The organism is Agarivorans sp. MS3-6 (genome assembly GCF_054112545.1).
This window is the reverse complement of sequence record NZ_CM134202.1, coordinates 3,264,972-3,289,863: the sequence shown is the minus strand read 5'-3', so window position 1 is coordinate 3,289,863 and position 24,892 is coordinate 3,264,972. Positions and strand designations below refer to the sequence as shown.

The following is a 24,892-nucleotide window of genomic DNA, read 5'->3' as shown; positions in this document are numbered from 1 at the left end:
TGACAGCTGTAAACAACAACAGACTCTGATAACACTTTATTTTCCTCCTTAACGCGGCTTTTCGGCTAACAGATTGGTAACTTTCTTTAAAAGCACTAGGCTTTACAGTTAAGCAAGGGGGCTTCATGAAGATTTCTTCCATTCGCACAGAGCAGCATTCGGGCTACTCCATTTTACGCGCAAACTGTAACGGCTTTGACTTGTGGTATAAGTTTCCAGAAAACGTGCCGCTCACCAACAGTGCCGACCCCTTCATCGCTGCCAGTTTATTGATTAGCATGGCGAACAATCAAGACATCGAGCTAGAAAGTAGCGCCTACTATTCTCCCAAACTTGTCGAGAATTTAGAGCAACTACAACGCATTTTTAGTCATTGGCAACCCTATCTAGGCCATCGCTTATACCCCGTAAACATTATTGGCGGCACTCCCTGCGAACAAGTCAATACATGCAACGATACGGTCTCTTTCTTCTCAGGAGGAATCGATGGCACCTACACCTACAAGCAAAAACAACAAGAGATAGACTACTTACTGTTTGCTAAAGGTATCGACATGCAACTCAACAGCGATGCGCTTTACCAACAAGCATTCGCCTGCAATAAACAATACCTAGCAAAACAAGGCAAGCAACTGATCCCTTGTGAAACCAATGTGAGATTTTTAGGCTATAAAAACAAACTTAATTGGGGGGTATGTTTTGGCGGTGGTTTATCTAGCATTGCCTTAGCGCTTGGCGTTAAGAAGTGTTTTATTGCGGCAGGCTTAACCTATCAAAACAACATACCTGAAGGGTCAAACTATATTACCGATCGTCTCTGGAGTAACCAGCATACCCACATTATCCATCATGGTGCGAATACTCGTAGAATTGATAAATTAAAAACCTTAGCCAATGACCCCGATTACTTGGCCATTTTGCGAGTATGTTGGCACGATGATGGCTACAATTGCGGCGAATGCGAAAAATGCCTACGAACCATGAGCAGCCTTCGCACTTTAGGCATTCACACCGACACCTTCCCCACTCTCACCGACCAAATGGTTAAGCAGAAACTCAGCGGCTTAAAGCTCTACAATGTGCACGACTTGCAATTTTTAGAAGAAAATATAGAGCAAGCCAAAGCCATTAACGACACCGTAATGATTAAGGCTTTAGAACATATAAAACGAAACTTCCAACTACGGGAGCTTGCAAACCAATTTGATGAACTCATTTTACATGGGTATGCCCACAAACTTAAACAAATGGTTATACGGCATTAAGCCCTATGCGCATCCATCAGCTTGAGCTAGAAAAACACGCTAAATACCAGAAAATATCTGCCATGTTAGGGCCGTTTCCATTGTGGTTTAAAACCAGTAGCGACTGCTTAATAGCCTGCAACGATGCCAGCCCCTTTTTATGCTCAGCACTCATACCCGCGATGTTTTTAGGCGAAGATATCGAGATTGATCGGCAATATTATGTATCGGCAAGCTTGCTAGAAAAGCTGCCACACATTCAAACCATCATGCACGCTTGGAACCCCATCTTTAAGCGCATTAAAATATCGGCCACCAGCCAAGCCTTTCATACCTCTACCACCCAGCTTGGCCACAGCGCTTTTTTTTCTGGTGGGGTCGACGGCACCTACAACCTTATCCAACATGCCAATAGGCTAGACAACCTAGTATTGATTAATGGTTTTGATTTTTCAATGCCGCTTGCCTCTTGGCAACACTTAGTAAACCGTTGCCAAAAAACCGCTGATTTATTCAATAAACGGCTGATATGTGTTGAAAGCAATTTAAAAGAATTTACCGGATGGACAGGCCTAGCTCGCTTTGCCAACTTTGGCGCATCTTTAGCCAGTGTTAGCTTACTACTCAACCCTAACAGCATGATTTTAAGTGGGGCGGTAACCTACGACGCCATTCACCCATCCAATAGTCACCCCTTGCTAGACCCGCTTTGGTCTACTGAATCATGCCAAATTTTGCACCTAGGTTTAGAGGCTGACCGCGCCGCCAAAATTGCCGTAATTAAAAGCAAGCCAGAGGCGCTAAGTAACTTATGGGTATGCTGGAAGGATCCACGCAGTAACTGCGGATGCTGCGCCAAATGCCAACGAACCTATATGGCTATGAAGCTTAACAACATCCACGACTTCCACTTTGCGCAAGAGACGTCACTGGCAGCCTTAAAACAACTTGCGCCTAAAAGTGAAGAAGACCTATCGTTTTACGAGTACCTGCATCGCTTGGCCATTAAGCAACAAAACCGCAGTTTACGCCGAGTACTGCGTAATATTATTTTACGTTATCGGCTGAAAAGCGTTATCCGCGACACTGAACGACTATTGCTTAACTCGGCATGGAGTCAATGGCGACAGAGCAAATTAAGCCACCAGCAACTGGCCGATGTGAGTGTATTCCCCAAATACAGTGACGCTATCCAACTAGAGCGTTTGCATCAGCGAATAAAGCAAAACCCACGATTTATCTCTAGCGCTAACATCGGCAGTATTTATGATTAAACTTACTTGGTATTTATAAGCATTCAGTAAGCAAATCCTTGAGTTTTCAATACGACGTATTTATCGGTAGTTGAACTAGCGCTAACATGTTTGTGCCCCAAAGCTTGGTAACTTGATGCTGCTTTCCCTTGGCAGCTGTATTGGATTTCGCCTCTCGGCGACGTCATTTTTCTTTGGCGACCAAAGATAAACGAAGCAAAAAGAAAGGTCGCCCTGCATTATCTTTATCCTTCGTTGCTCAGCGCCAAGCGCCTGCGCGACTCGGCGATAATGAAGGAAAGGGGGAAAGTGAACGCTGGCATGCACATGCCCCAAAGTGATTTATAGGCTAAAACTATTTTGTCCTCTCAATTTTTTGGCGAGTAAAGCGCTATGACTTAACTACCGCTCCACCATTTATCAGGCTGTTTTTGTCAAAACGGCCTACAAAATTTGAACACTGACTATTGATAAAATTAAAAGAAAACCTCACAGTAGACAATAAGTTAAAGAGAGAGCATGAACAGACTTACGACTTCGCGCTAGGTGACACTTTCTGTGATAGGAAGCCTGCTCATTGAAGGGGATTGGAAGCACGTGCTTCCTACTTAGCGTTATGAAAAGGAGCTTAAATGGCTAGTACAAGCCAAATTGTAGAAAGTTGCTTGTTCATTAGTGGTGTTGACTGTTATACGTTAGCTACTGATTTTGGTGGATTAACGGTTACTCTTATTGTTGCTGTAGTATCAATTTTCTTTGGATTTAGGCAGCTTAAACAGCAGCATGCGAATACAATCAAAGTACAAAAAGAAGAGCAGAAGCGGCAGAGGGAAAAAGTACTCTGTTATTGGGTTGAAACCAGAAACCAACCACGCTGAGTACCTTGGATTACTTGAAACTATGGGTAATTCTCTATTGGCAGTAATAAGCAAAATTGAATCCCATGAAATAATAAATCCTAGTCTTTTCAGAACATTTCGCTTTTCCATACAAGCTATTCACTATGAGTTAATTTCGATTCAGTTTGAGGAAAACCGTGAAGTAGTTCTCGATTCATTTATTCGCCAATCAGAAGAGGCTTTAATGTATTTCGGAGACTTCCAAATTTGTTTGCAGAATATAGCTTACAGTGATGTTTTTGAATGCGAGGTAGAGTCTCGGGTTCCCGCTGACCCTAATATTAAGGTTATTACAAGTGACGAGGACAACCTTCAGAAACTAGAGCCTTACTTTAGAAATGAAACAAAGTGGGGGAAAGTAATGGCAAAATATGAAGCTGAGACAGTCGAGCATTTTGCTCATAGTAAAACGCTGTAGCAATACAGCCTTAAATAAACCGCTTCGCGGGGAAGGTTAAGTGAAAAAATCAGAATTACCACAGCGAGCAAAAGAAACATTAAAATACCTTTTAGATTCCGATGGTGAGGTTATTTATAGCTCTCACGAAACGTTAAAAAAAGGTGACATTTACTTAATGGGCTTAAATCCAGGAGGTAGTGGATTTATCTCAATTAATGACCATATTGACAAAATGCTTACAAGAGATGAAAACTCTTACATTGATGAAGCATGGGAGAATGGCCGAAAATTATACTCTGCGGGCGATGCTCCTCTACAAAAAAGAATCCGTTGGTTAATTAAAAATCTTGGTTACGATACCAGAGATGTTTGTGCTACTAACTTAATCTTTAAAACATCAAAGTCTGCTGATGAACTTTGTTTTGGTCTCGCTGGTATCTGTTGGGGGTTTCATGAATATATCCTGGATATTGTTAAGCCTAAACTAATCTTAACTTTCGGTAACTCAGAGACATCAGCCTCTCCTTACTTTTTCCTAAAAAGTCTATTTAGCGGCGAAGAGACTCGAATCAAGGCTGGTCATGGCGAGTGGGTTTGTAAGGGGTTTAGGGCTCAAATTGGTGGTAGAGATACATTTATCGTTGGTCTTCCACATTTAAGCTATTACAGTCCAGTTGATAAGTCTTATGTCATTGATTGGATTTCAGAAAATATGAATATAATCGGGTAGCCGCATGCGGCTCCGCACAGGGCGTTTCACTTAGAATGGTGAAGCTTAATCCATCCATTTCGAAGCGCGAATAGAGATATAAGGTGTCAGAGTAACTTTATATTTCTTTGCATAGAGATTTAATACCCCCTCTCAACAAGCTACCTAGCACTCTTATTAAATGGCTAACAAAAAGACCCAGCCAAGGCTGAGTCTTTTAACTTACACGCTTGCTTATTGGGCGATTAAATCTTTATAAGCAATAGTTTTACCTTGCGGCTTCTCGTTGGCTAGCTTGGCTTTGGGTGAGCCAGGTTGGTTTAGCCAGTAAGAGGCGTCTTGCTTAGGATTAAGCTTCGGACCACACTCGCCTTGCGCACCGCTGCGCTCTAAACGGGTTAACACTTTGTCTTGCGCTGCGGCTAGGCCGTCCATTGCTTGTTGCGGAGTTTTCTCACCACTGGCCGCTTCAGCCACATATTGCCACCAAAGCTGTGCCAGTTTTGGATAGTCTGGTACGTTGGTGCCGGTGGGTGTCCATTGTACTCGCGCATCACTGCGGTAAAACTCGACCAAACCACCTAGTTTAGGCGCGGCGTCGGTCATCGCTTGCGAGTTAATATCTGACTCACGAATAGGCGTTAAGCCCACTAAAGTTTTCTTAAGTGACACTGATTTAGACACCACAAACTGCGCATACAACCAAGCTGCTTGGCGTCTGTCTAGCGGAGTGGAGTTTAAGAACGTCCACGAGCCGGTATCTTGATACCCCAACTTCATACCCTCTTCCCAGTAAGGGCCACGTGGCGAAGGTGCCATACGCCATTTTGGCGTACCGTCTTCGTTCACCACCGGTAAACCCGGTTTGGTCATATCCGCGGTAAAGGCGGTGTACCAGAAGATTTGTTGAGCAATCGCCCCCTGAGCTGGCACTGGGCCTGCTTCGCCAAAGGTCATACCGGGCGCTTCTGGTGGCGCATATTTTTTAAGCCACTCAACGTACTTAGATGTTGCGTAAACGGCCGCAGGGCCATTGGTAGCACCACCGCGCTCAACACTTGAGCCAACAGGGTTACACCCTTCAACACGAATACCCCACTCGTCTACCGGTATACCATTTGGAATACCCTTATCGCCGGCACCCGCCATTGATAACCAAGCATCGGTAAAGCGCCAGCCCAAAGATGGATCTTTTTTACCGTAATCCATGTGGCCATAGACTCGCTCGCCATCAATGGTTTTTACTTTCTCAGAGAAGAACTCGGCAATGTCTTCATAGGCTGACCAGTTAAGTGGCACGCCTAACTCATAACCATACTCGGCTTTGAATTTGTCTTTTAGATCGCTACGTTCAAACCAATCGGCGCGGAACCAATAAAGGTTGGCAAACTGTTGGTCTGGCAGTTGGTAGATTTTTCCGTCTGGGCCTGTAGTAAAGCTCAAACCAATAAAATCTTCTAAGTCTAGGGTTGGCAAGGTCACCTCTTTACCTTCGCCTTTAATAAAATCACTAATGGGTACCACTTTACCGTAACGGAAGTGGGTACCAATTAGGTCTGAATCGTTTACGTAGGCATCATAAATATTACGACCCGACTGCATTTGCGTTTGCAGTTTTTCTACCACGTCCCCTTCTTGGATCAAGTCATGATTAACCTTGATCCCAGTAATCTCGAAAAACGCCTTGGCTAAGGTCTTACTTTCATATTCATGGGTGGTAATGGTTTCTGAGGCAACATTGATTTCCATACCGCGAAATGGTTTTGCCGCTTCGGTAAACCATGCCATCTCATCCATTTGCTGCTGCTGGCTTAAGGTTGAAGGCGTAAACTCATCTCCTACCCATTGTTTGGCAGCATCGCTGTATTGATCTGCTAGGGCTAAGCTGCTGCATCCGGCAATAACCATGGCTACACTCAGGCGAGCCAGCTTAAACACTGATTTTCTGTTGTAGGGCATTTCTTCATTCCTTTTGTTTTTTTAAAGTGCATATTGTTTTTCTAAGGCATTTTTTTATGCCATCGCACATCCTTTTTTGCTCTCAAATTTTGTGCTGGTCACCCCCATTTCATTACAATAATCAGCCACACCACCGCTACCGAAAACGGCAACCAGATGCTCAGTTCAGTCATCCCAATAAAGCCAAGGTGAATAAACGCGCTGGTCAATAAACCAATAAACAATCGATCACCACGGGTGGTAGTGATCGGTAAAAACCCTTTTCTTGCTACACAAGGGCTCTTTAATTCCCAGCAGGTCATGGCAAATAAAATGCAACCAATGCCGGTAAAAAATAATGCTGATGGAGTAGTCCATGCCATCCAATTCATGTTGTTTCTCCTATACCCGTCCGAGGGCAAAACCTTTTGCCACATGGTTTCTTACAAACCAAATAACCAATACGCCGGGTAAAATGGTTAATACCCCTGCCGCAGCTAATACGCCCCAATCAATCCCCGAGGCACTCACGGTGCGGGTCATGACTGCAGCAATCGGTTTAGCATCTACCGAGGTAAGGGTTCTGGCTAATAGCAACTCTACCCAACTAAACATGAAGCAGAAGAAGGCCGTTACCCCAATGCCTGAGCGAATAAGCGGGATAAAAATTTTGGCAAAAAAGCGGGGGAAGCTATAACCGTCGATGTAGGCGGTTTCATCAATTTCTCTGGGTACGCCCGACATAAATCCTTCCAAAATCCACACCGCTAATGGCACATTAAATAAACAGTGCGCCAAGGCCACCGCAATGTGGGTATCGAATAAACCCACCGAAGAATAAAGCTGGAAAAACGGCAGCAAAAATACCGCCGGTGGTGCCATACGGTTAGTAAGCAGCCAAAAGAACAAGTGCTTATCACCAATAAAGCGAAATCGCGAAAAGGCATAAGCCGCTGGCAAAGCCACCGCCAAGGTAATCACCATATTCAGCGACACGTAGTAAATCGAATTAACGTAACCCATATACCAGCTGGCATCGCTGAAAATGGTCACGTAGTTGGCTACGGTGAAATGTTCAGGCCAAAAACTTAAGCCACCCAAAATTTCTTGATTACCCTTGAACGACATAATCACTAGCCAATAAATGGGTAACAGTAGGAACAATATGTATAGGCTCATTCCCAGTGTTTTTTTGATATTCATAGTTGCATCCTTTCGCTAGTGCTTACTTACCGTCGTTATGGGTCATGGCGGTGTAGAACAGCCAACTGACTAACAAGATGATTAAAAAGTAAATGATCGAGAACGCCCCAGCCGGACCGATATCAAATTGGCCTACAGCCATTTTGGTTAGGGTTTGGCTTAAGAAAGTGGTTGAGTTACCAGGGCCACCACCGGTAAGCACAAAGGGCTCGGTATAAATCATGAAGCTGTCCATAAAGCGCAGCAGTACACCAATCAGCAGCACATTTTTTAGCTTCGGTAATTGAATAAAGCGAAATACAGCCCAGTTTGAAGCGCGGTCAATACGGGCCGCTTGATAATAAGCATCAGGAATCGCACGCAAGCCTGAATAACACAGCAAGGCCACTAGCGAGGTCCAGTGCCATACATCCATGAGCAATACGGTAAACCACGCATCCATCGGATTAGAGGCATAGTTGTAGTCAATACCCAAGCTATTAAGCGCCCAACCAAATAAGCCAATATCTGCTCGACCAAAGATCTGCCAAATGGTGCCCACCACGTTAAGTGGCACCAGCAAAGGCAGCGCTAATGTGAGCAAACATGCCACCGAGCCAGGGCCTCGAGCCGGCATCATTAATGCCACCAAAATACCTAGAGGAATTTCGATTAACAGCACCGAGCCAGAAAAAATAAATTGGCGTAACAGTGAATCATGCAAGCGCGTATCGTTAAGGATTTCTCGGTACCACTCAGTGCCCACAAAATAACGCGTATTGGCATCAAAAATGTCTTGAATGGAGTAATTCACTACCGTCATTAAGGGGATAATGGCGCTAAAGGCCACCAGAGCAAATACTGGCAATACTAAGTACCACGCCTTATTGGTATAGGGTTTAATCATGATTATCTTCCTTGGCCACCAAGTATTCGTCGATGTATAACATCAGCCATTGTTCAGGAAAGCTGATGTAAGCAAGTTGCTGCGGTACTCTTTGGTCTTCTTGCAGGCGAGCCTTAATAACCTGATCTCCCAGCTGTAAACTGAGGATCTTATAAGTACCTAAATCTTCAACAAACAGCACTTCGGCTTGATATGCATTACCATTGGGTTTGTCCCATACATGCACAAACTCGGGGCGAATACCCACCTTTAAGTTGGTTGAGGTAGTGGCGTTAACCGCGGCCAGCTCATTATGACTAAGGGCTATCTTTTGCTCGCCAAAACACACACCTTGCTCGCAACGCTCAACCTCCAGCAGGTTCATGCCGGGGCTACCGATGAAATACCCCACAAAGGTATGGTTAGGTTGCTCAAACAGCTCTCGGGGCGTGCCAAATTGCACCACTTGGCCGTTGTACATCACCGCAATTTTGTCGGCGAAGGTAGAGGCTTCAAGTTGGTCGTGGGTCACGTAGACCATGGTTATGTTGAACTGCTCGTGAATTTGTTTAAGCTTGCGGCGTAGCTTCCATTTTAAATGCGGGTCGATAACCGTAAGTGGCTCATCAAACAAAATGGCGGATACATCATCTCGCACCAAGCCCCGCCCCATAGAGACTTTTTGTTTTTCATCGGCACTCAGGTTGGCGGCTTTTTTATTGAGTACCGCGGTAAGCTCAAGGATTTCGGCAATTTCACCCACCTTTGATTGCACCTTGGCCATACTCGCGCCCATGTTACGCAGCGGGAAAGCGAGGTTGTCATATACCGTCATGGTGTCGTACACCACGGGGAACTGAAACACTTGGGCAATGTTGCGCTCTTGCGGTGGAATGTCATTCACTCGCACCCCATCAAACAATACCTCACCGTCTGATGGCTCTAACAAACCTGAAATAATATTTAACAAGGTTGACTTGCCACAACCCGATGGCCCCAACAGCGCGTAAGCTCCACCTTTGTGCCATACGTGGTTCATTTCTCGTATAGCGTATTGCGGCTGCTCGGCATTTTTGTCATAGCAGTGAGCCAGTGATTTGAGTTGGATCTCAGCCATGATAATGATCCTCTATGCGGCGGCTCGAGGCCTGAATGAGTTGCCCTGCTTGGTCAAATACATGCAGCTTGTGGGTAGGCACATAAATTTTAATTTTTTCGTCCACATGGTAGGAATGCACGCCAGAGAGATGCAGCACTAATTGAAAATGCTCGTTACGTACATGTAAGAAGGTTTCTGAGCCCGAGATTTCGGCGAGTTCCACCTGCACTGAAATCTCTAGGTCATCATCATTTTTAGGAAGTAAGCTTAAATGGCTAGGGCGAATACCAAACTGGTAATCGCCTTCGCCCAAGGCTTTAAGATCGGCATTTAGTGGGAAGTGCACCTTGTCATCAAAGGTCACTTCAGTGGTGCTCATTTTTCCGCTAATCAAATTAATTGGCGGCTCGTTAAACAACGCGGCGGCTGTTACGTTGCAAGGCGAATGATAAGTTTCTGCGGTGGGACCACTTTGCACCACACAGCCCTCATGCAATATGGTGGTGGTGCCACCCAGCGCTAAGGCTTCGTTGGGCTCTGTGGTCGCGTAAATCGCGATGGTGTTACGCTGAGCAAACAAGTCTCGCATTTCTTGACGTAACTCTTCACGCAGCTTGTAATCTAAGTTAACTAAGGGCTCATCAAATAAAATGATATCGGCATCTTTTACCAACGCTCGAGCCATCGCGGTTCGTTGCTGCTGACCGCCAGAAAGCGCTAAAGGCAAGCGTGACAGATAATCGGTAATCCGCAACATCTCGGCGGTTTCCATTACCCGCTTCTCAATGGTGGCTTCTGATTCTTTAGCCAAACGCAATGGCGAGGCAATATTGTCGTACACCGTCATATTGGGGTAGTTAATGAACTGCTGATAAACCATCGATACGTTACGTTCTTGTACCGACACGCCAGTGACGTCTAAACCATTCATCAGCACACGACCAGAGTTAGGTTTATCTAATCCGGCCATTAATCGCATCAAACTGGTTTTACCCGACAGGGTGCGACCAAGTAATACATTAAACGAACCCGGCTCAAAATTGAGGCTGGCTTTATTTATGTAGTATTGGCCATCAACCATCCTTGTTACATTTTCCAATGTCAGTGACATGGGTGGGGGCTCTCCTTTAACGTTCGTGCTGAACAATGTTCGCACTGTGTTCAAATACGCAAATCTACGAAAGGTATTGCTAGAGCCATGCCACATTCACCAAATAAAACTAAACCACTGATTTAAAATAAAATTAAAATATTTACGTTTTTTATTGAAAATAAACATGTTCATAAAACGTGATCAATGTGAACATTTTGTTAATAAACTTTGACCAGTTAATGTTCGTATGCGAAAGTTCAGGCCGGATACAGGTCATACAAGCAGATGTGATGCTGATGAAGGGACGATGATGAGCGAAAAATCGCAGTGGTATTTGGAGCATGAAGCCTTAATTAAACATTCTTGGCAGCGCTGCCGTGAGTCAGGCCTAACCCATCACAGTGAGCCCGAGCTTGAGCATAAATCTGTCGGAGATCTATCTTGTTTACTGGAACAACATCATCAATTACTCGAAACCACTCATCACCAAGTCTTGCCCTATTACGAAAACTTATTAGCCAATAGTAACAGTCAAGTGATGCTGGCAGACCATCAAGGTTACGTGCTAAAAAGCTGGGGTGAACAACGATTTAAACAACAACACCACGAGATATTTTCCCCTGGCACTGGCTGGCAAGAGCCGGTGTTAGGCACCAATGCCATTGGTACAGCCATAAAAACCGGTAGTGTGGTACAAATTCATCACGACGAACACTTCTTAGTCGCTAATCGCTTTATGACTGGCTCAGCTGCACCTATATACGGTGTAGATAGGGAGATGGTCGGGGTGATTGATATATCCAGTGATACCTACTTACCCGAGTCTCATACCTTGGGCATGGTAAAAATCATGTCGCAGGCAGTTGAAAACCAACTGATTATATCTCATTTCAATAATGAACACTTTTTGCTTCGGTTTAATACCAGCCCAGAAAACATTGATAGCCAGTGGTCTGCACTGATCGTTTTTGACGAAACGGGTTTGGTTATCTCAGCCAACCGGCGCGCTGAGTTAGTATTGGCGACCGACTTAAAGTTAGTGAATATCAGTGAGCTTTTTGATGTGAGCGTTGGTCAATTAATTAACCAACCGGAGAGCTTTCAAGTTCCCTTGTTAACCCGCCAACAGTTCCGAGTTCATGGTATTTTACACAAACCTAAACAAGCCAAACCACGAGTACTCGACTTTAGAACTTTGCTAAACAGTAACTCGACCGCCAAGCCGCAACATCGTTCTGAAAAACAATCCTTCTTGCTAGATGATTTAAGCTTAGGTGACCCGGTAATGGCCAAAGCCGTCGCGCAAAGTAAACGCATTGTAGACAAAGACATCCCCATTCTCATTCGCGGAGAAACCGGTGTTGGTAAAGAAGTGTTTGTCAAAGCGCTACATCAATCGAGTCAACGCAGTAAACAGAATATGGTAACGGTAAACTGCGCAGCTATTCCGCAAGAATTGGTTGAATCAGAACTATTTGGCTATGAAAAAGGGGCTTTCACTGGTTCTAGCAGCAAGGGCTATATTGGCCTAATTCGCAAGGCCGACAAAGGCACCCTATTTTTAGATGAAATTGGCGACATGCCACTTAACGTGCAGGCGCGATTACTGCGTGTATTACAAGAGCGTCGAGTTAATCCCTTAGGCAGTACAGAGTCTTATCCAGTGGACTTTAAACTGGTATCGGCCACCAACCGCAATCTAAAAGACGACGTAGAAGCGGGCAGTTTTCGCCAAGATTTATATTACCGAGTAAGCGGTTTAAACATCGAACTGCCAGCCTTACGCCATCGTAGTGACCGCCAACACCTGATCCAGTTTTTACTTAATTACTACGCCGAATCCCCGCAAGATGCGCTGATCACCGAGCGGGCAATGCATAGCTTTTGTCAGCATCCCTGGCCGGGTAACATTCGTCAGTTAGTCAGTGTGATTCAAATTGCTCAAGCCATGTCAGACAATCAAGCGATTGACTTACCTCACTTACCCGACGACTTCTTTGCTGATTTAGCCAGCAAAGCCACGAATGTTGAAGCGTTTACTCCTTCGGTTGCGCCACTTAATAATGAGGCAGACACTCATAAAACCGCCACCAATGATGACATCGTAGCGCTATACCAATCACTGTCGTGCAACATATCTAAAACCGCACAACAGCTTGGTGTGAGCCGTAATACCGTGTACAAGCGTTTGCGAGAAAGTGGTTACAAATAGATAAGCTTGGCGTAAATACAACACCCTTGACTGTTCGTCACAGTTTGCTTAGCTTTAGTGTTAATGACTATATGTTTACAGAGAAAGTGAGCGGTATTGGATGTTTTTATGTGCCTCTTGCCAACAGTGCGGCATCAAATTTTGGTCTAAGTATTTGTCAGGCTCTGCGTCGCCTTGCTGTTGTAAATACTGTGGCCAACTCAGTTATATACACAGCAGTAGGCGCTTTGGTTGGCGAGCGATAGCTCGATATTCATTTCATTTGCTAAACCTAGTTACCACAGGCTATTTAGCGCATCGCCTTAATAGCGCTTACCCCTTATTGCTGTTGCCGATGGCATGGTTTCTAATCGAATTTATCTACCTTAAACATACGCCGATGCGAGTGACTGATACCACTCAAATACAACAAGCAAAACGCGATGGTAATCTGCTATTGCTGGCGGCCTTACTGCTATTGCTGTTGTTTTATTTTAGCCTTTAAGCACAAGTAAAAAAGGGAACTCTCTGAGCTCCCTTTTTAGTTGATTTGCTTAGTTAGCGACTAATTGACTATGTCTAACTGCACTTGGTAGCTACAGTCAGCACTTTCTAGCTCTAACTTATAGCGTGGTTCTAGGTACTCTTTTGCATCCACGTCCTGCCAATTCACGATATTCACCAAAGGTTTGGCGGGGCTAATTGGAGTTATCAATAAGTTACCTGCGAGTATCGAACCATTAGCTTGTACGATTGGCTCTACTGGCAAATTAATTTGCCAAATAGCAGAGACAGTATTTGCCACAACACATTGGTCACTCACCACCACTTGGCGATCGCTAAAGCGAATTTCTCGTTGCCAAGAAGTAATCGAGTCATAGGCTGGGTATATCTGGCTCAGGTCCATGTTAATGGTGGTGTCTGCGCCATCAACGCTGTAAGTCATGCTGGCTTCGGTACCCCGTTTTTGGGGAATAATTTCACCCGCTTCTTCAAAGCGTATAATGTTGTGTACTGCGCTTTCTTGATGAATACCGCTGTGCGACCAAATATTTTGGGTAACCGCTAACCACTCATCTTTGAACAGGCTAAATGCGCCTTGGTCTTGATGAGCATGAGACTCATCATAGATGCCAGCCACTGCAGATAACCAAGTCGCATCATCATTCCAAGAAGAGCGAACAAATATGTGTCCTGCACTGGTTGCATGGTAAATCAAATCACTGGGGACTAACTCATTTAGTTCTTGCTGCAACAAGGTGGTATGCAAATTAAAGCCGTAGCGTATTTGCTCTACAGAATTATTGTCTAACCACCACTTACCACGTTTAGCTTCATCGCTACCAATGTTCAGTGATGCCGCACGGTGCACTAGATTTTCATGGTAATCAAAGAAAACCGGAAATGAGACTCGAGATTGGTCGCCTATTGGCGCAAAGTTTTCTAGGCCTGGCGTTGTAGCATGGATCCAATAATCGATAGTCTGTTTGGTATGCTGTGACTCTGCAGACAAATCAACACCGACCGAATCACGCCAGATAAGATAAAGCTCAAATAGTTTACCCTGAGCGACACCATAACCGGTGCCCTCTCGGCTACCTCCTCCTTCAAATTGAGCAAAGTACTCAACCAACTTAGGTAATTTGTCATCGTTTAGCAGCGCTAACCAAGTCTCATTTTCATCAACTAAGGCCCAAGTCATGGTCGCTTTCAAAAAACTAAAGTGATAGTTATTACCGGGATTAGTCGTGGCCCAACCGCTCCATGGGAAAGCGTTCCCCGCCCACTGAGCGTCTTTATGATTCCACACATTCCAGATAGCTTGTTCGGCGTAGTTTCTCCAACGTGTTCTTTGACTTTCGGTGAGTAAGTCATAACCATAATCGTAGGTATAGGCTAACTCAGAGATGAAATCACCAACATATAAGTAAGAGTCAAAGCTGGTTTTTGGTTTGTCGTTCTCGGCCATCTTTTGTTCAGCCGCAACAACCTGAGCTTCCACATCCTCAATCGCTAGATCGATATATTTTTTATCTTGAGTGAGGTAGAACATATAGACAGCATCAACAGGAGAAAAGCCATAACCGGGGTTACCTGCTACCGCTTGATCAACCCAAGCAGAAAAACGGCTGTAATCTTTATCGGAGTAACGTAAATGGTCGAGAAAAGATAAAGAAAGTTTATGGTTATCTGCTGATGGCGCAAGCACAGTAACCAATAAGTCGCTGCTCTTTCCTTGCCACGTAGCAGTGCAAGTTGCCTGCCCGACACTGTTACTGGTGAGTACATTTTTGGCATCAACACTTACTACATCGCTATCACAACTAAACTGACTATCACTCGGAGATGCTTCACTTGAGCCATCTGAAAAATAGCCAATAAGTTGAATACTTTGCTTGGTAGCCAAAGGCATAACCAACGATCCTTGCGGCAAAATGGCGATATAATCCACCAAAATTTGTTCCGCGCTTACCGTAAAACCTACCGCTAGGTTTAACTTTTCCCAAGTCACGGTACATGTCGCTTCACCGACTTCATAAGCCGTTAAAAAGCTCTTGTTATTTATGTTCACCGCTGATGAGTCACATGCCCAACTAATGTCAGAAGCTGCTAGACGCTTGCTCGTACCATTCTCATATTCGATATTTATCTGTAATTGGCTGGTGTCGCCCTCAACTAAGTGCGTATTACCTTCATCTAGGCTAAGGCTTTTAGCTACAACCGCTGGTTCAGAAACAAACGCTGCGGACTCTTCATCACCGCCAGCACAGGCACTCAATAACAACGGCAAAGCCAAAAAGCTTAGCTTGATAGATTGAGCCAAAGGCTTGTTCATTCCAACACTCATATTACTTCCCTGTATTTTTCATTTTGCTTCGAAAAGCATTTTCGCCCTATCACTTGAGCGACTAAAACTCAATCTGAGCAAGCTTAATGTTAACTTCTGCTTAAATATAAGCGGGAGCCATTAAGCCAAATGGCCTTAGCCGCTTTGTTAATAGCAGCATCTAAACCTATTCAGCTTAAGCTTAAGCAAAACAGTCTATTCACAAATCACCCCATATCTATGGATAATTGATGATTGGTTAAGCTGAGCTTTCAGATGGGCCTTCCCCTCAAGCTAAGCAGTGAGAGACTGAACCACGCTTGAGTAGTGTCAAATAGATTGACGGGAAATAGTATGAGAGATAACTCAATAGCGCAAACCAAAGATCCACACTAATCGGTAAAGTTTGAACTCTGTTAGGCTAAAGCATCAATAGTCGCCTGCGCCAAAGCGGCATCGTCTTGCTCACTCATGCCGCTGACACCAATTGCACCAACGACTTGCCCTTGCAAATAAATAGGGACACCACCTGCAATACCAGTAAAACGGGGATCACTCCAATACCCAAGGTCTTTACCTGTATCTTGAGCCCAAGCTGCCAAGTTTGCCGTGGGCTGGCGATCACGCGCCGAGGTGTAAGCCTTGTTTTGCGCCAACACCGCGGCATGAAAAGCGACCCCATCCATGCGCGCAAAACTCACCAATTCGCCGTGGGCATCTACGACAGCCACTGCAATATTTACTTGCTGCTGACTGGCTAAGCTCAAAGCTTGCTGAATTAAAGTACTGGCATGATCAAAACTAATATCCATAAGAAGTCTCTATAAGTAAAAATAGTGGCTTGAGTCTAAAAAGGATTAACGCCGATGCCAATAGCTTAGGCTCAATTGCCTCGCACTTTAGTACTGATTATCGCCACTTAATCCGGCAGAATGCGATTGAGTAAATCAACCAGCGGTAGAACAGATAAAAAATTAGCGCAAGCCAAAGCGGGTATTATCAGACTAGGTCTGTTATATCACAGGTATAGGGATAATAACGTTAAACATCCCTCTAGCCTCAGTGCACTTATGTTAGGCTAAGAAAATATCAGCAAACAGGTGGATCATTTTGGCAAAAGACCCTCAAAATATCGATAAGCGAATCCCGATAGTCATGGCGCTACTGATCGCCCTTTTTTGCTATTATACATGGTCGCCTAATAGCCCTTTTATTACTGTCGATGAACAACAACTTGAGGACGCGTTAAACAAACAACAGCCCGCCTACATAAAAGGCATAGTGTTAATTTCTGCCGTTCATCCCTTAAGCCCTTCTCGTTTTTTACTTGATACCAAAACTGCCGACCAACAAGAACTGCAGGTGATTGTTTCTATGCCACAAGCCCCACTAATTAATTCACACTGGTTAGTGCGAGGTTCGCTGAGATGGAACAACCAAGCAATTGTAGACACAACCCTAGACAAAGCATCATTTACAGCGGCCGATGCAAAAGATTTTCAATAAACTGCGCTAGCGCAATATAGCAAAGCAAGGCCTGCTGAATAATACACTCATAACCTAAGACAAATGGCAGCTAGTGGTGACTCAACAATCTTGGAAGTATGTGCTGTATAGCGTGATGACCTTTGGGCTAATGTTGGTTATTGGCGGGGTTGGCCTGGCTATGTTTACTGATATTAGCGTTAGCATGGGCGTACAAGGCGTGCAGATTATCGCCGGAATCATCGGTCTGGGCTTACTGTTGCTGGTCCCTAGTAAAATCATGCTAACTTTAATCTTAATGAAAGCTAGCTCGAACGACCCCAAAACAACTAAAGAAAAATAACTGTACCGACAGCACCTAATTACAATTCCTTGATGAAAATATAACTTAAACATTAATATGTTTTATGTCATTATCTGCGCGCTCTATCGTTAGTGACAATGAAGTCATTTAATTATATAAGGATATAGGATGCGCACGTTATTAGTCTGTTTGACACTCTCTTTTGGTTTATCGTTAGCTGGCTGCGGAGGTGGTGACAACGGAGACGGCAGTAAATTAGACCCTATTGATCCTCCAACTACCAATCCCCCGGTGTTAACTCCTAGTCAGTTAACCCTTGAACAATACCAGCAAATACTAAGCTGGGAAAATAGCTACATTGTTAACAGCTCCGACGATGCAGCGAACCATTTCGAAGAAAATACCATTAACATTGATGTATTTGCCAACGACCCACAGCCATACTCAGTCAAATACTCCCCTGAAAATAACACCTTCGAAGAAGAGATTAGCTATACCCAGTCAACTAGCTCAGACATCTGGAATGGAACATCTTGGAATCTAGTCCATAACGCGTCTTGGCTTAGCTCAAGCGACCAAATGCAAGTAATGGATGACCACTTATTTATAACCAGCGCAAGTATCGATACCAATTTCAAACTTTACGCTGAGCAAATTGACCTTTCAAAAGACGGCGCACTAAATAAGGCACTGAATATTGAAGACGTTTCCTGGAGTTGGATCAACGCGCACTTTGAAGGCTTTGGTTACAAGGTAATATCGGTCCCCACGCAAGCACTGATCGTGGTTGATAGCGAGGATAGTTTGATTGCTGAAGGCTCAATTACCGATAAAACGGTCGACCAGATAGCGCAACTAATCATACCTCAACCCGCCACCTATGAGCTTGTTGGTGATGACGCTTTCCGAGTGGGTGAATTTACTTGGAAGGTGAAGCATGACACGGTAGCAAACCTAAATGTCATCAGAATTAGTTCTTCTTATGCCTATGCCGGCGCCTACAGTTTATTGGACTGGGCTTTAATAGATTATCAAGGTGCGATACACGAAGCCGTACTTATTGAGCCTGAACACTTCGAAAGCCTTCAGCTAGCAGAGCCTAATATTGTTTTTTCTTTTGAGAATGCGATAAAGGCGATCATCCACCTACAAAACTTAGTGCGCGATTAACCCTAAAAATGCCCAGCAATTAGCTTGGGCATTTTTGTCTACATTTAGCGCTTAAGACTGTATAAACGGCTCAATCCATTGCTGCATCGCTTGTGCAGGTAAAGCACCCGCTTGTTGGCCAAGTAGTTTACCGCCTTTGAAACACATTAACGTAGGGATAGAGCGAATTTGATAGCGCTGCGCTAGCGCTTGTTGCTCTTCAGTATTCACTTTTAAAAACTGCGCTTTATGGGCAAATTGCTCCGCTGTTTGCTGGTAAGCCGGCGCCATGCTTTTACAAGGGCCACACCACGGTGCCCAAAAATCGACCACTACCGGTAAATCACCGCTAATGTGGCGGGCAAAACTCGCCTCATCAGCCTCAATAGGCTGGCCATTAAACAAGGCTTGGCTACATTTACCACATTTAGCTTGCTCCCCCATACGTGATAGAGGCAAACGGTTCCCCGCTTTACAGCTTGGGCAAATAACAATTAACGATTCAGACATCTACTGTTCTCCAAATATAGTAAGTTTACGCAGGGGCTAAATGCTCTACCATTAGCTGCACACTGCGGCGACCTCTAAACTCATTCACATCTAACTTATACACTAGCTGCACCTGTTTTAAGCTAGCGTTGGGCCAAATATTGCGGTCAACATTAAAGGCAATGGCATCAATTTCATTATTCATGCCTAGTAATTTAACGCTCATCTTTAAATGCTTTTCGCCTACCACTCGCTGGCTACACAGCTCAAAATAACCATCAAACAAGGGTTCTGGAAAACCCTGTCCCCACGGCCCTGATTCGCGTAGCATTTCGGCAAAGGCTAAGACCAGTTGCTCAGGGAGTAATTCACCGTCACTCAGTAAAGTATGAGTCAGGCAGTCTTCATCAATGAAGCTTTTGGCGGTTTCTTCCAAACACGCTTTAAACTCGGCAAAACGCGACTGGGGTAGTGATAAGCCCGCAGCCATGGCATGACCTCCAAATTTGCTAATTAAGCCTGGGTGTTGAGTATCTATCCGCTCTAATAAATCTCGCAGATGCACCCCCGCCACGGAACGACCAGAGCCCTTCACTTCGCCATTATCACCATCGGCAAAGGCGAATACCGGCCGATAATGCTGCTCCTTGATTCGAGAAGCCACCAACCCCACTACGCCTTGATGCCAGTCAGCTTGATACAAACACAGCGCCTTAGGCAAGCTTTCAGCATCTAGGCTCAGCTGACTAACACTGACTTGCGCTTCTTGCTGCATGCTTTGTTCTATGTCTTTACGCTCACTGTTTAAACTATCCATTTCACTGGCCAATTGACGGGCGTGATGGATGTCATCACTCAGTAAACAGTGGATCCCTAAGCTCATGTCATCTAGCCGCCCCACTGCATTTAAGCGTGGGCCAATAGCAAAACCTAAATCACTGGCCACCATATTGGCTTTATTTCTGCCCGATACTTCGATTAATGCTTGAATGCCAGGCCGACAGGCCCCCGCTCTAATCCGCTGTATTCCTTGATGCACCAAGATGCGATTATTGCTGTCTAGCGGCACCACATCTGCAACCGTACCGAGGGCCACAAGATCCAATAAACTAGCAATATTAGGCTCTAGTAAGCCTTGTTTGGCAAACAAGTCTTGCTGACGCATTTTACTGCGTAAAGCCATTAACAGATAAAATGCCACCCCTACCCCTGCAAGGTTTTTGCTAGGAAAAGCACAAGCAGATAAATTGGGGTTAACAATGGCTGCAGCTTTGGGCAACTGTTCACCGGGTAAATGGTGATCGGTAATTAACACTGGAATCCCCAGTGATTGCGCTTTATCAACCCCAGATAAACTCGAGATACCATTATCGACAGTGATAATTAGCTCTGCTCCCTTGGCGGCAGCTAGCTCGACAATTTCGGGGCTTAAGCCATAGCCATATTCAAAACGGTTGGGCACTAAAAAATCTACGCCGCAAAAACCAAACTGCGGCAAGCCTGCCATTAACACCGCGGTACTGGTGGCACCGTCGGCATCGAAGTCACCAACAATAACTATTTTTTTTCTTGTCTGTAAATTATCAATAAGTAGATTAACGGCATCATCCATACCCTGTAAGCCTTGAAACGGCAGCAAGGCTTGGGCTCGGCGCTCAACGTCGGCGGCTGTTTTTACGCCGCGACGCACATACACTTGTTTAATCAGTTCTGGCCACTCAGCGGGCAGTGATTGGGTATCGAAATTGTCTCGGCGGCGTAATAACACGTAATTGGCTACTCTATTTAAGTGAAATAAAAAAGGCTCCCCTTTATAACAAAAAGCAGGAGCCTGATAGCAGCAAAAAAGCTTAACCTTGGTTTAAATAGTCAAGTAGTGCTGCAGGAGGTCGGTCACCTGGCAGCATGGTGCCATCTTCTAACACCATGGCAGGGGTACCACGCACACCAAAGGCTTCGCCTAATTGGTATTGCTGAATAACATTATTATTGCAGCTAGCGTTGGCAATGGAGCGGCCATTTTTGGCCGAGCTCATGGCAGCCGCTTTATCGTCAGCACACCACACACTTTGCATTTCACCATATACTGGTGAATCGACCCCACCGCGTGGAAAGGCTAAATAACGTACCGTAATGCCTAAATCGGTGTAACCGGGTAACTCTTCAATTTTCTTAGTTTGAGGGTTTTTATCTTTGTAGGTGTACAATTCGTTATGCAGCTTACGACAGTAGCCACAGCTAGTATCAGTAAATACCGTAATCACGTGTTTTTCATCTTTAGCTTTAAACACAATCATGTCGTCTTCAAAGCTAGCGAGCTGTTTAATCCGAACTTTAGCCATACTTGCATCGGTTAGATTTACGCGGTTAACCAAATCAAACAAGCTACCTTGAATCAGATACTGGCCATCATTACTGACATAAAACATACCTTGGCTAGTTGCTACTTCATAGATGCCCGCTAATGGTGTTTCGGCTATTGCATCAACTTTTACCCCTAGACGCGCCTCAATGACGTGCTTAGTTTTGCTGCTATCCAACTTTGCAGATGTATTAAGCTGGCTTTCTAAGGTTTTTACCTGTTGTTGCAACACACTAATTTGCTGCTCACTGCTTAGCTCTGCACTGTCGTCGCTCCACGCGCTATTTAAGCTTAAACCGAAAAGGCTGAACGACAACAATAAGGCCTTGGATAATCTCATTAAATTTTCTCCGAATTAGGGGTGTTTAAGCAGACCGTGCAAACCCTGCAAAACTTACCGCCTCTATAATGTAATTGCAAAATTTAATTACAAACTTATTCTCATCTCGCTTAAGCACGAGGATGATGCTGTTGATAAACCGAACGCAAACGCTGGTTTGCGATATGAGTATATATTTGGGTAGTAGATAGGTCGCTATGTCCTAATAACATCTGCACCACTCTTAAATCTGCACCGTGATTTAATAGGTGAGTAGCAAAAGCATGACGCAGTGTATGGGGGGATATATCACTCGCAATCCCCGCTAAACTCGCATAACGCTTGATTCGATGCCAAAAGGTCTGCCTAGTCATTTGACGACCACGTGAGCTAGGAAACAATACATCACTCTCGCTATTGAGAAGCATCGGCCTAGCCTGACGTAGATATTGCTCTATGCTGTCCACAGCTTGCTCGCCTAAAGGGACTAAACGCTCTTTGCCCCCCTTACCGATGACTCTCACTAAGCCCTGACGTAAGCTTACTTGCTCCATTTGCAAACTGACCAATTCTGTTACCCTAAGACCAGTCGCATACAGCACTTCCAACATCGCTAAATCTCGATGCTGGATCGGGTCTTCAATCTGCGGCTCAGCCAATAAGGCATCAACTTCAGCTTCGCTTAATGTGCCCGGTAACTTTTTCTCTAATTTGGGCTGGGTCAATAAAGCAGTCGGATCATCAGCCCTAAATTGCTGCTGTACTAAAAATCGATAAAAACGTCGTAAGCTTGAAAGCTGCCTAGCCGCTGTGCTTGTTTTTTGGCCGAGTTCATAGCGTGAGGCAATAAAACTCTGCAGTTCTATGGCTGTTGCCAGCTCAAGCTTAATATCTTTCAGGGCTAAGAAACTGGCTAATTGTTGCAAATCATTACGGTAAGAATTCAGGGTATTGTCAGCGAGACCATGTTCAAACCACAATTGTTCTATAAAGCGATCGACATGGATGCTAGAGCCGTCACTTATCTGTTTATTTGGCATATTGTTCCACTGTAAGCCTGAGCAACACAGCCTGTATATTGGTGTTAGTTAAGGCTTTTGGTACACTGCCCGCGAAATTTATCAACCCTAAAGGATGTTTAACCATGCGTATTGGCCTTTTCTATGGTTCTTCTACCTGCTACACCGAGATAGTGGCCGAAAAAATTCAGGCTGAATTTGGCGAAGACCAGGTCGACATGTTTAACATCAAAGACTGCGATATAAATAAAATGTCCGAGTATTCGCTACTGATTCTTGGGATCTCCACTTGGGATTATGGCGAATTACAAGAAGATTGGGAAGCAGTCTGGGATAACCTAGAAAGTCTTGATTTAAAAAATAAAACCATTGCTCTGTTCGGTTTGGGTGACCAAGTGGGTTATAGCGAGTGGTTTTTAGATGCCATGGGCATGCTGTTCGAACAGCTCGCACCCTCAGGGGCCAACTTTATCGGTTTCTGGCCTAATCAAGGGTATGAGTTTGAAGCCTCTAAAGCGCTAACCGAAGACGGTGAATTTTTTTACGGTTTAGCCATAGATGACGAAAACCAATATGACGCCAGTGATAGTCGTATTCAACGTTGGTGTGAACAAATACGCTTAGAGCTAAAGCAACTCGGTGTTAACTAACGCTCTTTAACAATATAGCCGCCCAATGAATGCGGCTATATTGTCTTTCAGTAGCTTAAGCTGTTTCGACTACCTGCTCTTTTACTGGGCGTGCTAGTACACTAACAATTACCGCCGCTAAGGTTGGTAGCAGCCATGCAAAGCCTTGCGAGAACCCAGGCAAAATATTAAACGCGTCCATGTTCACACCTGCGGCTTTAATCGCATCTAACAAACCAAACGCTGCAGCTACCCCCACGATTAATCGCGCTGACATCTCTGGTCGTTTAAACAAAGACACCATCAAATTAAACGCAATCAACGCAACCGCCACTGGGTATATACCAATAAGAATAGGAATAGACACTACCAGCAATTGCGTTAAACCGATATTAGCAACCAATGCGCAACATGCAGCGGTAACAATAGCCGTCACTTTGTAAGATAGCTTAAAGTTATTATTAACATAGGTTGAGAACGATGAAATACCGCCAATTGCCGTGGTAAAACAGGCTAAACCAACCACGGTTGATAACAACAATTGGCCTTTAGGCCCAAACAAAAAGCCAACATAAGCGACGATAATTTCACCACCATTGCTCGCTTCGGGTGCGACCCCTGTCGCCGTAGCACCTAGGTAAAACAACACCACGTAGAATAACGTTAAGCCAGTGGCCGCAATTAAACTGGCTTTAACTAAATAGCCAAACTGCTCAGCTTTTCCGGTAACACCTTTACTATTTAGGGCGTCAATCATCAACACCCCGAACATCAAGGCTGCTAAGGCATCCATAGTGTTGTAACCATCAATGAAACCTTGACCAAATGGCATTGAGGCAAAGTTTTGCTGAGCTGGCGCTATTTCTGCAAAAGGTTGCTTAAAAACCGCAAAACCTATGGCTGCAATACACATCACCAATAAAGGAGTAATCACCTTACCCACACTGTCTATCAGGCCACCACGGCGTAAGATAAAAAACAAAGCTGCAGAGAAGTAAAACAGTGAATACCCGATTAGCGTTAACTGGTTTGCATTCTCCACTAACGGCACTAAGCCCAGCTCATAAGCGACCAAACAGGTTCGGGGAATACCAAACATAGGTACTAACACCAGGTAAATGGCGAGTGCGATGGCATTAGCCGCTTTACTCGGCAAATAACGCCCTAATTCAACAATACCACCACCCGCTTTAGCGATAGCCAGTAAACCCAGTAGTGGTAAGCCTACAGCGGTAACCAAAAAACCTAACATAGACACTAACAGGTTATCACCCGCTAACATCCCAGCCATAGGTGGAAATATCAAATTGCCTGCGCCTAAAAAGAAGGCAAATACCATCATCCCTAAACTAATTGTATTCCATGATCCAAGCGCTTTGGTCATGTGTTTTCCCCGTTGTAGTTTGCTATCGATT

General features: G+C 44.6%; 24 protein-coding genes. 11 read left to right on the top strand and 13 right to left on the bottom strand.

Translation table 11 applies throughout. The features are described 5' to 3' along the window. The first annotated feature begins 125 nt into the window (after positions 1-125). The 5 genes from ACVFI8_RS15135 to ACVFI8_RS15115 all read left to right on the top strand — a co-directional run bounded on the left by ACVFI8_RS15135 (position 126) and on the right by ACVFI8_RS15115 (position 4,526). A complete protein-coding gene (locus ACVFI8_RS15135) occupies positions 126-1,265 on the top strand; it encodes a hypothetical protein (protein WP_457871797.1) in 1,140 nt (379 codons plus the stop codon). A 5-nt stretch (positions 1,266-1,270) separates the two neighbouring features. Then, positions 1,271-2,518, top strand: a complete 1,248-nt coding sequence (locus ACVFI8_RS15130; protein ID WP_457871796.1) for a hypothetical protein — start codon at positions 1,271-1,273, stop codon at positions 2,516-2,518. Positions 2,519-3,129: 611 nt separating this feature from the next. Further along, the gene (locus tag ACVFI8_RS15125; RefSeq protein WP_457871795.1) at positions 3,130-3,375 is read left to right on the top strand and encodes a hypothetical protein; all 246 of its coding nucleotides are present in this window, start codon (positions 3,130-3,132) and stop codon (positions 3,373-3,375) included. Between the two features lie 22 nt (positions 3,376-3,397). Beyond that, positions 3,398-3,814 (top strand): hypothetical protein, encoded by a 417-nt coding sequence (locus tag ACVFI8_RS15120; RefSeq protein WP_457871794.1) that lies wholly within the window; start codon positions 3,398-3,400, stop codon positions 3,812-3,814. 40 nt (positions 3,815-3,854) lie between these two features. After that, the gene (locus ACVFI8_RS15115) at positions 3,855-4,526 is read left to right on the top strand and encodes a hypothetical protein (RefSeq protein WP_457871793.1); all 672 of its coding nucleotides are present in this window, start codon (positions 3,855-3,857) and stop codon (positions 4,524-4,526) included. Between the two features lie 213 nt (positions 4,527-4,739). Here ACVFI8_RS15115 and ACVFI8_RS15110 read toward each other — a convergent pair whose 3' ends face one another. The 6 genes from ACVFI8_RS15110 to ACVFI8_RS15085 form a co-directional block, all read right to left on the bottom strand. Beyond that, positions 4,740-6,464 carry an ABC transporter substrate-binding protein gene (locus ACVFI8_RS15110; protein ID WP_248712746.1) on the bottom strand — a complete coding sequence of 575 codons (1,725 nt, stop codon included), beginning with the start codon at positions 6,462-6,464 and terminating at the stop codon, positions 4,740-4,742. A 98-nt stretch (positions 6,465-6,562) separates the two neighbouring features. Continuing rightward, entirely contained in the window at positions 6,563-6,835 is a 273-nt protein-coding gene (locus tag ACVFI8_RS15105) for a DUF2160 domain-containing protein (RefSeq protein ID WP_248712747.1), read from the bottom strand. 10 nt (positions 6,836-6,845) lie between these two features. Beyond that, complete coding sequence (locus ACVFI8_RS15100) at positions 6,846-7,646, bottom strand: carbohydrate ABC transporter permease (protein ID WP_248712748.1); 801 nt, start codon at positions 7,644-7,646, stop codon at positions 6,846-6,848. 22 nt (positions 7,647-7,668) lie between these two features. Continuing rightward, positions 7,669-8,532, bottom strand: a complete 864-nt coding sequence (locus ACVFI8_RS15095) for a carbohydrate ABC transporter permease (RefSeq protein WP_248712749.1) — start codon at positions 8,530-8,532, stop codon at positions 7,669-7,671. Beyond that, a complete protein-coding gene (locus ACVFI8_RS15090; protein ID WP_457871792.1) occupies positions 8,525-9,628 on the bottom strand; it encodes an ABC transporter ATP-binding protein in 1,104 nt (367 codons plus the stop codon). Before ACVFI8_RS15090 ends, ACVFI8_RS15095 begins: the two co-directional genes overlap by 8 nt. Beyond that, positions 9,621-10,721, bottom strand: a complete 1,101-nt coding sequence (locus tag ACVFI8_RS15085; protein ID WP_457871791.1) for an ABC transporter ATP-binding protein — start codon at positions 10,719-10,721, stop codon at positions 9,621-9,623. Before ACVFI8_RS15085 ends, ACVFI8_RS15090 begins: the two co-directional genes overlap by 8 nt. 289 nt (positions 10,722-11,010) lie before the next feature. Between ACVFI8_RS15085 and ACVFI8_RS15080 the strand changes: the two genes are divergently transcribed. Together ACVFI8_RS15080 and ACVFI8_RS15075 are read left to right on the top strand one after the other, a co-directional pair. Continuing rightward, on the top strand, positions 11,011-12,915 hold the full coding sequence (locus tag ACVFI8_RS15080; RefSeq protein WP_248712752.1) for a sigma-54-dependent Fis family transcriptional regulator: 1,905 nt from the start codon (positions 11,011-11,013) through the stop codon (positions 12,913-12,915). Between the two features lie 334 nt (positions 12,916-13,249). Further along, on the top strand, positions 13,250-13,399 hold the full coding sequence (locus ACVFI8_RS15075; protein WP_248712753.1) for a hypothetical protein: 150 nt from the start codon (positions 13,250-13,252) through the stop codon (positions 13,397-13,399). 60 nt (positions 13,400-13,459) lie between these two features. On the opposite strand, the gene ACVFI8_RS15070 is transcribed toward ACVFI8_RS15075, so the two are convergent. After that, positions 13,460-15,742: a hypothetical protein gene (locus ACVFI8_RS15070; protein ID WP_457871790.1), complete on the bottom strand. Its 2,283-nt coding sequence runs from the start codon at positions 15,740-15,742 to the stop codon at positions 13,460-13,462. Between the two features lie 395 nt (positions 15,743-16,137). Beyond that, a complete protein-coding gene (locus ACVFI8_RS15065) occupies positions 16,138-16,533 on the bottom strand; it encodes a GlcG/HbpS family heme-binding protein (protein WP_248712755.1) in 396 nt (131 codons plus the stop codon). A gap of 298 nt (positions 16,534-16,831) precedes the next feature. Between ACVFI8_RS15065 and ACVFI8_RS15060 the strand changes: the two genes are divergently transcribed. From ACVFI8_RS15060 to ACVFI8_RS15050, 3 genes are all read left to right on the top strand, one after another. Next, positions 16,832-17,227 (top strand): hypothetical protein, encoded by a 396-nt coding sequence (locus tag ACVFI8_RS15060; protein ID WP_248712756.1) that lies wholly within the window; start codon positions 16,832-16,834, stop codon positions 17,225-17,227. Positions 17,228-17,303: 76 nt separating this feature from the next. Next, complete coding sequence (locus ACVFI8_RS15055) at positions 17,304-17,549, top strand: hypothetical protein (protein ID WP_457871789.1); 246 nt, start codon at positions 17,304-17,306, stop codon at positions 17,547-17,549. Between the two features lie 129 nt (positions 17,550-17,678). Then, positions 17,679-18,680, top strand: a complete 1,002-nt coding sequence (locus ACVFI8_RS15050; protein ID WP_457871788.1) for a hypothetical protein — start codon at positions 17,679-17,681, stop codon at positions 18,678-18,680. Positions 18,681-18,731: 51 nt separating this feature from the next. Here the strand turns inward: ACVFI8_RS15050 and trxC are convergent, their stop codons facing one another. The 4 genes from trxC to xerD all read right to left on the bottom strand — a co-directional run bounded on the left by trxC (position 18,732) and on the right by xerD (position 22,869). After that, the gene (gene trxC / locus ACVFI8_RS15045) at positions 18,732-19,169 is read right to left on the bottom strand and encodes a thioredoxin TrxC (protein ID WP_457871787.1); all 438 of its coding nucleotides are present in this window, start codon (positions 19,167-19,169) and stop codon (positions 18,732-18,734) included. A gap of 25 nt (positions 19,170-19,194) precedes the next feature. Next, positions 19,195-20,916 carry a single-stranded-DNA-specific exonuclease RecJ gene (gene recJ, locus ACVFI8_RS15040; RefSeq protein WP_457871786.1) on the bottom strand — a complete coding sequence of 574 codons (1,722 nt, stop codon included), beginning with the start codon at positions 20,914-20,916 and terminating at the stop codon, positions 19,195-19,197. 82 nt (positions 20,917-20,998) lie between these two features. Further along, on the bottom strand, positions 20,999-21,850 hold the full coding sequence (gene dsbC / locus ACVFI8_RS15035) for a bifunctional protein-disulfide isomerase/oxidoreductase DsbC (protein ID WP_457871785.1): 852 nt from the start codon (positions 21,848-21,850) through the stop codon (positions 20,999-21,001). A 110-nt stretch (positions 21,851-21,960) separates the two neighbouring features. Further along, a complete protein-coding gene (gene xerD / locus ACVFI8_RS15030) occupies positions 21,961-22,869 on the bottom strand; it encodes a site-specific tyrosine recombinase XerD (protein WP_248712762.1) in 909 nt (302 codons plus the stop codon). 104 nt (positions 22,870-22,973) lie between these two features. Between xerD and fldB the strand changes: the two genes are divergently transcribed. Then, positions 22,974-23,498: a flavodoxin FldB gene (fldB, locus tag ACVFI8_RS15025; protein WP_248712763.1), complete on the top strand. Its 525-nt coding sequence runs from the start codon at positions 22,974-22,976 to the stop codon at positions 23,496-23,498. Positions 23,499-23,553: 55 nt separating this feature from the next. Here fldB and brnQ read toward each other — a convergent pair whose 3' ends face one another. Further along, a complete protein-coding gene (gene brnQ / locus ACVFI8_RS15020) occupies positions 23,554-24,861 on the bottom strand; it encodes a branched-chain amino acid transport system II carrier protein (RefSeq protein ID WP_457871784.1) in 1,308 nt (435 codons plus the stop codon). Positions 24,862-24,892 lie beyond the last annotated feature (31 nt).

Coding starts and splice junctions, on each gene's coding strand:
- ACVFI8_RS15135 (WP_457871797.1), top strand. CDS start 126: ATGAAGATTTCTTCCATTCGCACAGAGCAGCATTCGGGCTACTCCATT.
- ACVFI8_RS15130 (WP_457871796.1), top strand. CDS start 1,271: ATGCGCATCCATCAGCTTGAGCTAGAAAAACACGCTAAATACCAGAAA.
- ACVFI8_RS15125 (WP_457871795.1), top strand. CDS start 3,130: ATGGCTAGTACAAGCCAAATTGTAGAAAGTTGCTTGTTCATTAGTGGT.
- ACVFI8_RS15120 (WP_457871794.1), top strand. CDS start 3,398: ATGGGTAATTCTCTATTGGCAGTAATAAGCAAAATTGAATCCCATGAA.
- ACVFI8_RS15110 (WP_248712746.1), bottom strand. CDS start 6,464: ATGCCCTACAACAGAAAATCAGTGTTTAAGCTGGCTCGCCTGAGTGTA.
- ACVFI8_RS15105 (WP_248712747.1), bottom strand. CDS start 6,835: ATGAATTGGATGGCATGGACTACTCCATCAGCATTATTTTTTACCGGC.
- ACVFI8_RS15100 (WP_248712748.1), bottom strand. CDS start 7,646: ATGAATATCAAAAAAACACTGGGAATGAGCCTATACATATTGTTCCTA.
- ACVFI8_RS15095 (WP_248712749.1), bottom strand. CDS start 8,532: ATGATTAAACCCTATACCAATAAGGCGTGGTACTTAGTATTGCCAGTA.
- ACVFI8_RS15090 (WP_457871792.1), bottom strand. CDS start 9,628: ATGGCTGAGATCCAACTCAAATCACTGGCTCACTGCTATGACAAAAAT.
- ACVFI8_RS15085 (WP_457871791.1), bottom strand. CDS start 10,721: ATGTCACTGACATTGGAAAATGTAACAAGGATGGTTGATGGCCAATAC.
- ACVFI8_RS15080 (WP_248712752.1), top strand. CDS start 11,011: ATGATGAGCGAAAAATCGCAGTGGTATTTGGAGCATGAAGCCTTAATT.
- ACVFI8_RS15075 (WP_248712753.1), top strand. CDS start 13,250: ATGGCATGGTTTCTAATCGAATTTATCTACCTTAAACATACGCCGATG.
- ACVFI8_RS15070 (WP_457871790.1), bottom strand. CDS start 15,742: ATGAGTGTTGGAATGAACAAGCCTTTGGCTCAATCTATCAAGCTAAGC.
- ACVFI8_RS15065 (WP_248712755.1), bottom strand. CDS start 16,533: ATGGATATTAGTTTTGATCATGCCAGTACTTTAATTCAGCAAGCTTTG.
- ACVFI8_RS15050 (WP_457871788.1), top strand. CDS start 17,679: ATGCGCACGTTATTAGTCTGTTTGACACTCTCTTTTGGTTTATCGTTA.
- trxC (WP_457871787.1), bottom strand. CDS start 19,169: ATGTCTGAATCGTTAATTGTTATTTGCCCAAGCTGTAAAGCGGGGAAC.
- dsbC (WP_457871785.1), bottom strand. CDS start 21,850: ATGAGATTATCCAAGGCCTTATTGTTGTCGTTCAGCCTTTTCGGTTTA.
- xerD (WP_248712762.1), bottom strand. CDS start 22,869: ATGCCAAATAAACAGATAAGTGACGGCTCTAGCATCCATGTCGATCGC.
- fldB (WP_248712763.1), top strand. CDS start 22,974: ATGCGTATTGGCCTTTTCTATGGTTCTTCTACCTGCTACACCGAGATA.
- brnQ (WP_457871784.1), bottom strand. CDS start 24,861: ATGACCAAAGCGCTTGGATCATGGAATACAATTAGTTTAGGGATGATG.